The 13,214-nt window shown below is 36.2% G+C and carries 12 protein-coding genes; 4 read left to right on the top strand and 8 right to left on the bottom strand.

Going from position 1 to position 13,214, the window contains the following annotated elements; all coding sequences use genetic code 11:
- Position 1 precedes the first annotated feature (1 nt).
- Genes ES676_RS12870 through ES676_RS12880 form a run of 3 tightly spaced genes read right to left on the bottom strand, consistent with a single transcriptional unit; the run spans position 2 to position 2,557 of the window.
- Entirely contained in the window at positions 2 to 466 is a 465-nt protein-coding gene (locus tag ES676_RS12870) for a DUF4296 domain-containing protein (protein ID WP_148370737.1), read from the bottom strand.
- Between the two features lie 16 nt (positions 467 to 482).
- A complete protein-coding gene (locus ES676_RS12875) occupies positions 483 to 1,829 on the bottom strand; it encodes a dihydroorotase (RefSeq protein ID WP_148370738.1) in 1,347 nt (448 codons plus the stop codon).
- A 5-nt stretch (positions 1,830 to 1,834) separates the two neighbouring features.
- The gene (locus ES676_RS12880; RefSeq protein ID WP_148370739.1) at positions 1,835 to 2,557 is read right to left on the bottom strand and encodes a polyprenol monophosphomannose synthase; all 723 of its coding nucleotides are present in this window, start codon (positions 2,555 to 2,557) and stop codon (positions 1,835 to 1,837) included.
- Positions 2,558 to 2,662: 105 nt separating this feature from the next.
- Between ES676_RS12880 and ES676_RS12885 the strand changes: the two genes are divergently transcribed.
- Both ES676_RS12885 and ES676_RS12890 read left to right on the top strand, forming a co-directional pair.
- Positions 2,663 to 3,310 carry a DUF4271 domain-containing protein gene (locus ES676_RS12885; RefSeq protein WP_148370740.1) on the top strand — a complete coding sequence of 216 codons (648 nt, stop codon included), beginning with the start codon at positions 2,663 to 2,665 and terminating at the stop codon, positions 3,308 to 3,310.
- Positions 3,311 to 3,333: 23 nt separating this feature from the next.
- Positions 3,334 to 4,080 (top strand): uroporphyrinogen-III synthase, encoded by a 747-nt coding sequence (locus ES676_RS12890; RefSeq protein ID WP_148370741.1) that lies wholly within the window; start codon positions 3,334 to 3,336, stop codon positions 4,078 to 4,080.
- A gap of 72 nt (positions 4,081 to 4,152) precedes the next feature.
- Here the strand turns inward: ES676_RS12890 and pckA are convergent, their stop codons facing one another.
- Positions 4,153 to 5,763 (bottom strand): phosphoenolpyruvate carboxykinase (ATP), encoded by a 1,611-nt coding sequence (gene pckA, locus ES676_RS12895; protein WP_148370742.1) that lies wholly within the window; start codon positions 5,761 to 5,763, stop codon positions 4,153 to 4,155.
- Positions 5,764 to 5,837: 74 nt separating this feature from the next.
- Positions 5,838 to 6,221, bottom strand: a complete 384-nt coding sequence (locus tag ES676_RS12900) for a DUF423 domain-containing protein (protein ID WP_148370743.1) — start codon at positions 6,219 to 6,221, stop codon at positions 5,838 to 5,840.
- 87 nt (positions 6,222 to 6,308) lie between these two features.
- Between ES676_RS12900 and ES676_RS12905 the strand changes: the two genes are divergently transcribed.
- Both ES676_RS12905 and ES676_RS12910 read left to right on the top strand, forming a co-directional pair.
- Positions 6,309 to 7,673, top strand: coding sequence for a saccharopine dehydrogenase family protein (locus ES676_RS12905; RefSeq protein WP_148370744.1), 1,365 nt, complete (start codon positions 6,309 to 6,311; stop codon positions 7,671 to 7,673).
- Positions 7,674 to 7,697: 24 nt separating this feature from the next.
- Positions 7,698 to 8,168, top strand: coding sequence for an Lrp/AsnC ligand binding domain-containing protein (locus ES676_RS12910; RefSeq protein WP_148370745.1), 471 nt, complete (start codon positions 7,698 to 7,700; stop codon positions 8,166 to 8,168).
- Between the two features lie 63 nt (positions 8,169 to 8,231).
- On the opposite strand, the gene ES676_RS12915 is transcribed toward ES676_RS12910, so the two are convergent.
- The 3 genes from ES676_RS12915 to ES676_RS12925 form a co-directional block, all read right to left on the bottom strand.
- On the bottom strand, positions 8,232 to 8,948 hold the full coding sequence (locus ES676_RS12915; protein ID WP_148370746.1) for a Bax inhibitor-1/YccA family protein: 717 nt from the start codon (positions 8,946 to 8,948) through the stop codon (positions 8,232 to 8,234).
- 105 nt (positions 8,949 to 9,053) lie between these two features.
- Positions 9,054 to 9,749, bottom strand: coding sequence for a zinc metallopeptidase (locus tag ES676_RS12920; protein ID WP_148370784.1), 696 nt, complete (start codon positions 9,747 to 9,749; stop codon positions 9,054 to 9,056).
- A gap of 398 nt (positions 9,750 to 10,147) precedes the next feature.
- Positions 10,148 to 13,192, bottom strand: coding sequence for a leucine--tRNA ligase (locus ES676_RS12925; protein ID WP_148370747.1), 3,045 nt, complete (start codon positions 13,190 to 13,192; stop codon positions 10,148 to 10,150).
- Between the last annotated feature and the right edge of the window lie 22 nt (positions 13,193 to 13,214).

Genomic DNA, 13,214 nt, shown 5'->3' on the forward strand with positions numbered 1-13,214 from the left:
ATTAATTCGGGGAAATAAAACCTTTGGTAACAGCCAGCGAATCCTTAACAGGTGAACGGTCTTTTTTAAGTTTACTCCGTTTTAGAGAATCTAAGTTGCTCTTCTCTTCTTTTTCGCGTTCTTGTATGGCTTGAAAAAACTCCTTTTTTTTGTTTAAAGTATCTTTTACACGTGTGTAAATACGATTATAAGTCTCAATATCGAACGCGTAATACACATTACTTGCGGCAAAACTTAAACTGTCGATATTGTTTCTTTTATAAATGTATTGGTCTGGAACGATGCCATTCTCTTCAATTCTTTTTTTGTTCACTCCTTTTGCAGACGACAAAATAGCCATATCAGAAATAACTGCTACCATTTGATCTTCAGACAACAAATTATTTGGCTTTTCAGGACGCTCTACATCATAGCAGCCGCTTAAGACAAAGAGCGCGAGTACACATAAAAAAAAATGAGTTTTCATAAGTTTTGCTGCTTTTCTATCTGTTAAAAGTGAGTTGTTTAGCAAATTTAGTATCGTAAAATTTAAAGTTTTTATAAGCTAATCCGCCATTTACGAACGTGTGTGTTATTCTAGATTTAAAAGTCGTACCCTCAAAAGGAGACCAGCCACACTTGTAAAGTATATTGTCTTTTTTAACGGTCCACGGACTGTTTAAATCTACAATTACTAAGTCGGCATAATACCCCTCTTTAATATATCCGCGTTTTTCAACTTGGAATAAAATCGCAGGATTATGACTCGTTTTTTCAACTATTTTTTCGATTGAAATTTTATCTCGGTGGTATAACTCCAACAATGCAGGCATAGCGTGCTGCACTAATGGACCGCCAGAAGGCGCTTTAGTATACACGTTTTGTTTTTCTTCTAAAGTGTGTGGCGCGTGATCGGTTGCAATAATATCGATTCTATCGTCTAGTAATGCTTTTAGCAATTGATCTCTATCTTTTTCAGATTTCACCGCAGGGTTCCATTTTATAAAGGACCCTTTATTATCGTAATCTTTATCGCTAAACCATAAGTGATGAATGCACACTTCGGCAGTGATTTTCTTGTCTTTTAATGGTAATTTGTTAGAAAACAACTTGGTCTCTTTTCCTGTAGACACGTGAAAAACGTGTAAACGGGCACCTGTTTTTTTAGCTAACTCGATAGCTTTAGATGACGAAATATAACACGCTTCTTCACTTCTAATAATAGGGTGAAAATGCATCGGGATATCATCACCGTATCGCTCTGTATAAACTTCTAGATTCTTTTTAATCGTGGCTTCATCTTCGCAGTGTACAGAAATTAATAAATCGGTACTTGAAAAAATAGCCTCTAAAACCTCAGGATTATCGACCAACATATTGCCTGTAGACGACCCTAAAAATAATTTCAAACCCGCTACCTGCTTCGGGTCTACCTTTTTAATTTCTTCAAGATTGTCGTTGGTGCCTCCAAACATAAAAGAATAGTTTGCCGACGATGTTTTTTTTGCAATTGCAAATTTATCGTTTAACTTGTCGATAGTTGTTGTTTGCGGTACGGTATTTGGCATCTCGATAAAAGAAGTAATTCCACCAGCAATAGCTGCTCGAGATTCAGTTTCTATATTTCCTTTGTGCGTTAACCCAGGCTCTCTAAAATGAACTTGGTCGTCTATCATTCCTGGCAAAACGTGTCGCCCTTCGGCATCAAAAATAAGAACATCACCATTTTTGGGACTTATAGATTCCGCTATTTTTGTAATAAACTCACCTTCAATTAAGATATCTCTCGTCTCGATTGTGCCTTCATTTACAACTTTTGCATTTTTAATAAGTGTAACTCTTTCGTTCATTTTTTTTATTTTTTAAAAAAACTTTTCAATTTCATTGTCAAAACTCCAAAGATAGCTTCAGAAATAATATTAGTACTCAATTTAGACTCTCCTCTAGCACGATCTGTAAAAATAACCGGCACTTCCACGATATTAAAACCTTTTAAATAGGCCTTAAACTTCATTTCAATCTGAAAAGCATAGCCTACAAATTTGATATCGTTTAGATCTAATGTTTCCAAAACAGCGCGTTTATAACATATAAACCCTGCTGTAGTATCTTTAATAGTCATTCCGGTAATTAACCGCACGTACACCGAAGCACCGTACGACATCAAGATACGACCTAGAGGCCAATTTACAACATTTACGCCTTTAACGTAACGCGAACCAATACTTAAATCTGCTTGACCGCGGTGGCAAGCGGTATACAATTTGATTAGATCTTTAGGATCGTGAGAAAAATCGGCATCCATTTCAAAAACATAGGCATATTCTCGCTCTAAACACCACTTAAAGCCGTGAATGTAAGCCGTGCCTAAACCAGATTTTTCTTTTCGGGTTTCTAAGAATAACCGATCGCCGTACTTTTTTTGAAGCTCTTGAACCTTAAGACCTGTTAAATCTGGAGAATTATCGTCTACTATTAAAATGTCGAATGCCTTATCTTCTGAAAATATTGCCGTTATTATGGCTTCAATATTTTCAATCTCATTATAAGTGGGAATAATGACAATAGCATCTTTCATTAATAGTCTTCGTTTTGGCAAATGTAGTATTTTGAAATTTATTTATTTTTAAATATTTATTAATATTAGCGATTACCCTATAAATAATTATAATAATTTTACGGCATGTTAAGAGAACTTGTTTCAAACGAAATTTTTACGATTCTATTGGTCATTAGTTTACTACTAATTGCAAGCGCTAGAATCGCTTACCCTAAACGATTTAACGATTTTGCATTTATACTTGTAAACTATAAATACTCGAATGCCTATATTAAAAATCAAAAATTTATTAGTGGTTTCGAATCTATTTTATTCGCGAACCTTGTCGTGCAACTTACCGTGCTTTTTGTCATTTTTTACAATGTAAAGGAAAGTATTAATTTAACGACTTTAGAGATTTACTACACTATAGGTTTCGGTATCACTTTATTTTTACTCATTAAAACACTTGTACAACGCTTAATTAGTAGTGTTTTAAATATTGATTTTATTGTTAGCGATTATTTATTCTTAAAAATAAACTTTAAAAATTTCGTGGGCTTACTACTTATTCCTATTAATTTCATTCTCATTTTTAGTTTAGATCCGCATTTAAATCACTTATATATCATTGGTTCTATCTTGTTTTTCGTGCATATTATAGGGTTATCTTATTTTTTTAAAACGCATCTATTCGCGATTAAAAATAACTTGTTTTATTTTATTTTGTACCTTTGCACTCTTGAAATTTCACCATATGTCGTTTTGTATAAATTAATTACAACTACATAGAAACTAAAAAAAGCTATTATATTATGAAAGTGAAAACGATTTTAATATCACAACCAGAACCGAAAATGGAAAACTCGCCTTACTTTGAGCTCTCTGAAAAGCAAAAAGTTAAGATTGATTTTAGATCTTTCATCCACGTGGAAGGAGTTCCTTCAAAAGAAATAAGGCAACAAAAAATAGATTTAACTAAGTTTACTGCTATTATCTTAACGAGTAGAAATGCCATTGATCACTTTTTTAGAATAGCGGAAGAAATGCGTTTTAAGGTACCAGATACGATGAAATATTTTTGCCAGTCGGAAGCTGTTGCTTTTTACTTACAAAAATATGTCGTGTATAGAAAACGTAAAATCTATGTTGGTAAACGTACTTTTTCTGAATTATCGCCATTGCTTAAAAAAAACAAAGATGAAATATTCTTGCTACCAACCACTGATAAATTAAAACCTGAAGTTCCTGAAACGTTAAACGAACTAGGGGTTAATTGGAAAGAAGCTGTTTTTTATAAAACGGTAATTAGCGATTTATCTGATTTGGCAAATGTATCTTACGATATATTAGTCTTCTTTAGCCCTTCTGGAATAGACTCATTATTTCAAAACTTTCCTGACTTTAAACAAAACGATACGCGAATTGCCGTGTTTGGTAACACAACGATTAAAGCTGTTGAAGAGCGCGGTTTAAGAGTTGATATTTCGGCACCAACACCAGAAACACCATCGATGACTATGGCTTTAAAAAAGTACATAGACAACGCTAACAAAAAGTAGAAGGATTTAATTTTTTACCATAAAAAAAAGCGACCATACGGTCGCTTTTTTTATATTCTATACTCTTTTTAGTTACACCACTTTTGGTGCTCCTGCAAGAATTTCTGCATTTGCATTTTCTTCAAACTTCTTAAAGTTTTCATTAAATGACATCGCTAATTTATTAGCTGTTTTGTAATAACCTTCATCGTTATTCCAAGTTTGTTTTGGGCTTAACACTTCTGAAGGAACGTTGGGACACGTTTTAGGTTGTTGTACACCAAAAACAGAATGAGTATGGTAATCTCCTTTATTTGCTTCTTCTAAAGAACCATTCATTGCCGCTGTTATCATGGCACGTGTGTATTTTAATTTCATGCGCGTACCCACACCGTAAGGACCACCGGTCCATCCGGTATTAATTAACCACACAGTCACTCCAGTTTCTTTCATCTTAGCACTAAGCATTTCTGCGTACTTCGTTGGGTGTAACGGCATAAATGGCGCTCCAAAACACGCTGAAAAGCTAGGTAATGGTTCATTAATTCCAGTTTCTGTTCCTGCTACTTTTGCCGTATAACCAGAAATAAAATGGTAGGCTGCTTGACCAGGTGTTAATTTTGAAATTGGAGGCAATACACCAAAAGCATCAGCCGTTAGAAAAAAGATGTTTTTAGGATTTCCTCCTATAGAAGGCACCTTGATATTTTCGATATGATCAATAGGGTAACTCACTCTTGTATTTTGAGTAATAGAGGTATCGGCAAAATCAACCTCGCCTTTATCATTCATAATCACATTTTCCAGAATCGCACCTTTTTTAATCGCTCCGAAAATTTCTGGCTCTTGCTCTTGAGATAAGTTAATTACTTTTGCGTAACAGCCACCTTCAAAGTTAAAGACAGTGTTTTCGCTTGTCCAACCGTGCTCATCATCACCAATTAAACTGCGGTCTGGATCTGTAGATAACGTTGTTTTTCCTGTTCCTGATAAACCAAAGAAAATAGCCGTATCCCCGTCTTTACCCACGTTTGCACTACAGTGCATAGGTAGCGTGTTTTTATAGACTGGTAAAATAAAGTTTAACGCCGAGAAAATACCTTTTTTGATTTCTCCCGTATACCCGGTTCCACCAATTAAAGCTATTTTTTTTGTAAAGTTTAAAATTACGAAGTTATGCTGACGTGTTCCGTCTTTATCTGGAACAGCCATAAAACCTGGCGCGTTAACGATTGTCCATTCTGGCGAAAAGTCTTTTAACTCTTCAGCAGTAGGACGTATAAACATGTTGTTCGCAAACATATTACTCCAAGCATGCTCGGTAATAACACGAATGTTTAAACGGTATGCATCGTCTGCACAGGCAATACTATCTCTTACAAAAACCTCTTTTCCCGATAGATAATCTGCAACTTTATCGTATAATTTGTCGAACTTATCGGCATCGAATGGTTGGTTGATATTACCCCACCAAACGCGGTCTTTAGTCACATCATCTTTAACAATAAATCGGTCTTGAGGCGATCGCCCAGTAAATTCGCCTGTATTAACAGCCAACGCACCCGAAGCGGACTCCACACCTTGACCCTTTTCGAGGGTAATAGCGTGTAAATCGTCTGATGAGAGTTGGTATTTTACTTTAGCGTTCTTAATTCCGTATGTTTCCAACGAAATCGTATTTGTAGATTGTGTATGGTTTACCATAATTTGTGTATGTTGTTTTAAGGTACAAAATTAATCAATATTCTAAATATAGTAGTGGAAATAAAAAAATAATTCTATTTAATTCTTATAAAGCTAATAAGCATCACTATCCACGCCGAAATTAGCAATAATCCGCCAATAGGCGTTATTAAAGCAATAGATTTAAAATTAAATGCTGTTAGCGTATCGGTCGCTAAGCCATAAATAGACCCAGAGAACAAGAACACCCCTAAAAGCACTAAATAAAACACCGCTTTTTTTGTGCCCTTCGGAAGTGTTCTAGACCCCCCAACGAAAAGCAAAAGAAAAGCGTGATACATTTGATAACGAACGCCGGTCTCAAAAGATTGTATGGCTTCGAAAGAAATTAAAGGTTTTAATCCGTGAGCCGCGAAAGCACCTACAATAACGGCGATTAAACCTAATACTGAAGCACCTATAAAAAGTTTTCTATTCATAAAAATATATTGTTTGAGTTTTTATAACACCAACATTTCGTTACATTCGTCTTTTAAATTAACACAAAACTACTCAAAAAATCCACTATGCGAAATATATTAGTTATTGGTTCTGGTAAATCTTCTTCCTATTTAATAAAATACCTTTTAGACGCCTCTGAAAACGAAAAATTACATATTACCATAGGTGATTTAGACATAAATAATGCAAAAAAATTAATTGCAGATCATAAAAATGCCACCGCTATCACTTTAGATGTTTTTAATACAGCGTCTCGAATAGAGGCCATTCAAAAAGCAGATATTGTAATCTCAATGTTGCCAGCACGTTTCCATATTGAAGTCGCTAAAGACTGTATCACTTATGATAAAAATATGGTAACAGCCTCTTATGTTAGCGAAGAAATGCAGGCCTTAAATACCCAAGCCGTAAAAAAAGGATTGGTGTTTATGAACGAGATTGGTGTAGATCCTGGTTTAGACCATATGAGTGCGATGCAAATTATAGATCGTATTAGAGATAAAGGCGGTAAAATGTTGCTTTTCGAATCGTTTACTGGCGGTTTAGTAGCTCCAGAAAGTGATACCAATTTATGGAATTACAAATTTACTTGGAACCCAAGAAACGTTGTCCTTGCCGGCCAAGGTGGCGCTGCGAAATTCCTACAAGAAAGCACTTATAAATACATTCCATACAATCGCTTATTTAGAAGAACAGAGTTTTTAGATGTAGAAGGATACGGACGTTTTGAAGGGTATGCTAATCGCGATTCTTTAAAATACCAAGAAATTTACGGGTTACAAGACGTAAAAACGCTCTACCGAGGAACCATTAGACGGGTAGGCTTTAGCCGCGCTTGGAACGCCTTCGTTAATCTAGGACTGACAGACGATAGTTACACGATCGATGATAGCGAAAATATGAGCTACCGCGATTTCGTTAATTCATTTTTACCTTATAGTCCTACAGATTCTGTAGAACTAAAATTTAGACACGCTTTAAAATTGGATCAAGATGATACTATTTGGTCTAAGTATTTAGAGTTAGATATCTTTGATGGCACTAAAATGGTAGGACTTAAAAAAGCCTCTCCTGCGCAAATTCTTCAAAAGATATTAATGGAACATTGGACTTTAGACGCAATGGATAAAGATATGATTGTAATGTACCATAAGTTTGGTTATGAATTAGACGGCAAGAAATACCAAATAGATTCTACAATGGTAACGCTAGGAGAGGATCAAACCTACACAGCAATGTCAAAAACTGTTGGTTTACCAGTCGCCATTGCTACGTTGGCCATTTTAAACGGTAAAATTAAAACACCGGGCGTTCAAATTCCTATTACAAGAGAGGTATACACGCCTATTTTAAAAGAATTAGAACAATACGGTATTGGTTTTAATGAAACCGAAGCGCCTTATTTAGGATATAATCCGTTAACTTTATAAAACATTATTTATAAAATTTAATCTTTGAAAACAACCTCAGGTACCGTATCGATAGATGGTATAGACAAAACAATCCTCCGTGCTTTAATGGAAGATGCGCGCACGCCTATTTTAGAAATTGCACGTCAAGTTGGTATTTCTGGAGCGGCAATTCATCAGCGGTTGCGAAAACTTGAAAAATCAGGATTAATTGCAGGCTCTAAGTTTGTTATTAATCCTAAGGTTTTAGGCTATACGACGATGGCTTTTGTCGGCATTTACCTAGATAAAGCTATGAGCAATCCAGAAGCCGTAAAGCAATTAAAAAAGATTCCCGAGGTTATAGAATGTCACTATACCACAGGGAACTGGAGTATTCTAATTAAAATACTCTGTAAGGACAACGCGCATTTAATGTACTTATTAAATAAAGATATACAGACTATAAACGGTGTATCGCGAACGGAAACTTTTATTTCTTTAGACCAACAAATACAACGACAAATTAACATATAAAAAAAAGGGCTTAAGTTTAAAATTAGGCCCTTTTTTTTATTTCAGTATTCTTATTTTTTATGACTAATCTCTAGACATAAATAGTTGTAACACATACCAAAATAATAACATTAGCGATGCAAATAAACCTAGCGATGCAGGAATATACTCATCGGTAGAATATTTATTAATAAGGTTTGACGTTTGGTATAAAATAGCCCCTCCTGCTAATAGACACATTCCTACAGAAAACCATAAGCCTAGGTTAAAACCGAACAAGGTACCGGCTACAATTAAACCGATAGCTATAAAAAAGCCAATGGTTAATCCGGTTTTTAAGAAAGAAAAATCTTTTTTAGTCACAAAAACTACAGCTGTTAATCCGCTAAACAAACCTAGCGTAACAATGGCAGCTTGTTGTAATATTTCTGGCCCCGAATCTAATTGAAACGCTGCGATATAAATTAAAGGTATAAAAATAAAAGCTTCCGCTAAAATGTAGACTCCAAAAGCCAAGTATTGTTTAGATTTATCTGCCGATCGCAGCGCAATCCCTTCAGCATAATTGGTGATAAACATAAATCCGCCCAGCATAATAAGCCATTTAAATCCTTCGGTTAAAGACATCGCAAACGCCACAATAGTCTCACTTTGAAGTAATAAGTATTCAAACAATACAAAAACAGCAACACCACCGGCAACGTGCGCATAGGTTTTTTTATAAAAAGCGACGCGCTCATCTTGAGCCAATGCGCCCACCATTATTTTAGACGGCATCTCATTTTTAAATTGGTTTCCCATAAAAATTATTTTTTTTCTGATTAAGGTTTCAATATAAGAAAAAAGAGATTGTACACTATGTTGCCATACTATCAATCTCTTCTCTTTTAAGTCTAATTTATAAAATTAATCACGCCCTCCAAAAACGCGTAATGCCCAAAATAACAAGGACGCTAAAGCACCGATAGCAGCCACTAAATAAGTTCTTGCGGCCCATTTAAGAGCATCTTCAGATCCTTTATATTCGTCTGGCGTTACTATGTTTTTCGCTTTTAACCACGCCAATGCTCTATGACTTGCGTCGTATTCTACAGGTAGAGTTATAAATGCGAATACCGTCGCAAAGCCCATCATTACCAATCCAGCAACCGAGATGTAGAAACCAAATCCTAAACCATCGGCAGCACCCAACATTAAACCTCCAATAATTACCCATTGTGAGATATTGGAGGTTACACTAACTATGGGCACTAATTTAGAGCGCATTGTTAACCATTGGTAAGCGGTGGCGTGTTGCACGGCGTGACCACATTCGTGTGCGGCAACAGCTGCAGCAGCGGCATTACGCTCGTTATATACAGATTCACTTAAGTTTACTGTTTTATTTACGGGGTTGTAATGGTCTGTTAAACGGCCGGGTGTAGAAATCACCTCAACGTTTCTAATACCGTGATCGGCTAACATTTTTATCGCGATTTCGGCACCACTCATTCCATTACGTAATTGTATTTTTGAGTATTTTTTAAATTTCTTTTTTAGTCGGCTACTTACCAACCAACTGATTAAGGCTATGACTCCAAGTAGCACATAGTATCCCATAATTCCTTGCATAGTATCGTGTTTTTATTTTCTAGGTAAATATAGCAAAAAGTAAGCCAATTTATAGTGAAGAAATAATGTCAGTCCGCAACATCCTGAGCGGTTATAAACTACTATTAATCCCTTAGCTTTTATAGTGGTTTCAATGACTCTGACGCTTTAGATTTTAAAAATCATATTTACAATAACTAATATTAAAAAAACGAAACGTTCCGCGATACCATTTTTCGCTCCTCAAAATCGCCCTAAATATCGGTGCTTCGGTTAAGTAAAAAGAGTGATCATTTCAATTTTTATTTTGCTAGTTATACGAGATTTGTTATAAGCAAGAAACCATCCTTAAAAGGATGGTTTCTGTTTTTATGTAATGCTACTTTATCTTCTTTATTTTTTATAGATACTTACCCCACAATATTCACAATTTTACCCGGTACGATAATTACCTTTTTAGGTGTACGTCCTTCCAATTGTGCCATTGTTTTTTCGTGTGCTAGTACCGTTTTCTCGATTTCGTCTTTACTCATATCCATTGGCAACTCTAATGTAAAACGCATTTTCCCATTAAAAGAAATCGGATAGTTTTTACTACTTTCTACTAAATGTTTAGCATCAAATGTTGGAAACGCTACAGTGGCGATCGATCCTTCGTTACCTAACCTACTGTATAACTCTTCAGCTATGTGTGGCGCGTAAGGTGATAATACAACCAATAACGGTTCTAAAACATCTTTACTGGTACATTTTTGTTGCGACAATTCGTTTACAGCAATCATAAAGGTAGAAACCGACGTGTTAAAAGAAAAATTCTCGATGTCTTCTTCTACTTTCTTTATGGTTTTATGTAGGGTTTTTAAGCTATCTTTTGTCGGCTCGCTACCGTTTACTAGCAAACCATTGTCGCCGACGTACAATTTCCATAATTTTTTAAGAAAGTTATGCACTCCTGTAATTCCAGCCGTATTCCAAGGCTTCGATTGCTCTAAAGGCCCTAAAAACATTTCGTATAGACGCAAACTATCCGCGCCGTATTGCTCACTAATCTGATCGGGATTAACAACATTATATTTAGACTTCGACATTTTTTCGACTTCCCTCCCTACTTTGTAAACGCCATCTTCCAAAATGAAATCTGCATTACGATAATCTGAATATATTGGATGATTTTTAAACGCTTCGGTATCTATTTCATTTGAAGCATTCACTAAATTAACATCGACGTGCAACTTTTGAAATCCAAATTCCAAGGTGTCAATCACATCTTCATATTCTGGATATTGCTTCTTAAGAAAGTTTGGAATTACAAACTTATGATGAGCCATTTCACGAGATAATTCCTCATTAGAAAGCGTATCAATTTTCTCATCGACAGGAAAATCGTTCGTATAATATTCTGGTACGAATAGCGCGTTCTTGTTAATTTCAATAAAATCTAACACGCGACTACTATTATTTACACCTTCATTTAAAACGACTTTAAAGACAAAAGCACTAGTCCCTAATATCATTCCTTGGTTAATAAGCTTTTTAAAAGGCTCTTCAACATTAACAAATCCGCGATCCTTTAAAAACTTCACCCAAAAACGCGAATATAATAAGTGCCCTGTGGCGTGCTCGCTTCCACCTATATATAAATCGACATTCTCCCAATAATTAAGCGCCTCTTCACTGGCAAAAACAGAATCTCTCAGTGTATCTTCCATATAACGGAAAAAGTACCAAGAACTCCCTGCCCAACCCGGCATTGTGTTTAATTCTAGAGGAAAAACGGTAGTATTATTAATTTTATCGTTACTAACAACGCTGTTACTTTCTGTACACCACGCCCAAACATCGGCGCGACCTAATGGCGGCTCACCAGTTTCGGTAGGTAAATATTTTTCTACTTCTGGCAAACGAATTGGCAAATGCTCTTTTGCAATCATTTGCGGCATTCCGTTTTTGTAATATACCGGAAACGGTTCTCCCCAATACCGCTGTCTGCTAAATACGGCATCGCGCAATCTGTAATTGGTTTTACCCTGGCCTTGTCCTAATTTCTCTAGTTCGAAAATAGCACGTTTTGTTCCTTTTTTGTACCCGATTCCGTTTAGGAATTCACTATTGGCAAGCACGGTGCTTTCTTTATCGGCATTTGCTTCTTTAGAAATATCCACACCTTCAAAGATGTTTGGAATGTCTATATTAAAGTGTTTTGCAAAATCGTAATCGCGTTGGTCACCACAAGGCACGGCCATTACCGCTCCCGTACCGTAACCTGCCAATACGTAATCGCCAATCCATATTGGTATAAGCGCTTTACTAAAGGGGTGCACGGCATACGCGCCCGTAAACACACCAGAAATAGTTTTTACATCGGCCATACGTTCGCGTTCGCTACGTTTTGCAGTGGCTTCAATATAAGCGTTTACCGCATCTTTTTGTGCTGGCGTTGTAATAGTATGCACCAACTCGTGTTCTGGAGCCAAGGTCATAAAACTCACCCCAAAAATAGTATCTGGTCTCGTGGTAAAAACAGGAATCGTTTCGTTGTGGTTATTCACCTTGAACGTTACCGAAGCGCCAACCGATTTACCTATCCAATTTCGCTGACTTTCCTTTAGCGACTCCGTCCAGTCTATCGTATCCAAACCTTGAAGTAAACGCTCTGCATACGCAGAAATACGCATACTCCATTGTGTCATTTTTTTACGTGTTACGGTATGACCGCCACGTTCTGATACGCCATTTACAATCTCGTCATTGGCTAAAACGGTTCCTAATGCTGCGCACCAGTTCACTTCTGTTTCTGCCAAATAGGTTAAACGGTATTGTAGTAGTATTTCTTGTTGCTTTTCAGTTGAAAATGCGTTCCAATCTTCTGCTGAAAACTGTTCTATATTATCGTCACATTCCACAGCAACTAAAGCATTCCCTTCGGTTGAAAAAATCGCGATTAATTCCGTTATGGGTTTTGCTTTATTGTCTTTTTTACAATAAAACGATTCAAAAAGCTGAATAAAAATCCATTGTGTCCATTTGTAATACGCTGGATTAGAGGTGCGTACTTCTCTACTCCAATCGAAAGAAAAACCAATTTTATCGAGTTGTTTTCTGTAGCCTTCAATCTCATTTCCTGCTTTATCGACACCACCTTCAATATTCACTCGCGTGGTATCGGCAGGATGCTGCCCCGTTTGTATGGCATACTGTTCGGCAGGCAAACCAAAACTATCGTATCCCTGCGGGTGCAATACATTAAACCCTTTATGGCGTTTATACCGCGCATAAATATCGCTGGCAATATACCCTAACGGATGCCCAACATGTAAACCGGCTCCACTTGGATAAGGAAACATATCGAGTACGTAATATTTAGGTTTATCGCTGTTGTTGGAGGCCTTAAATGTTTGGTTCTCGTCCCAATATTTTTGCCATTTGGCTTCTATGTCGTTAAAATGGTATTGCATCTTATTTATTTATACTTAATGA

The sequence above is a fragment of the Bizionia saleffrena genome, assembly GCF_008086175.1.
GTDB classification, from domain to species: Bacteria; Bacteroidota; Bacteroidia; order Flavobacteriales; family Flavobacteriaceae; genus Bizionia; species Bizionia saleffrena.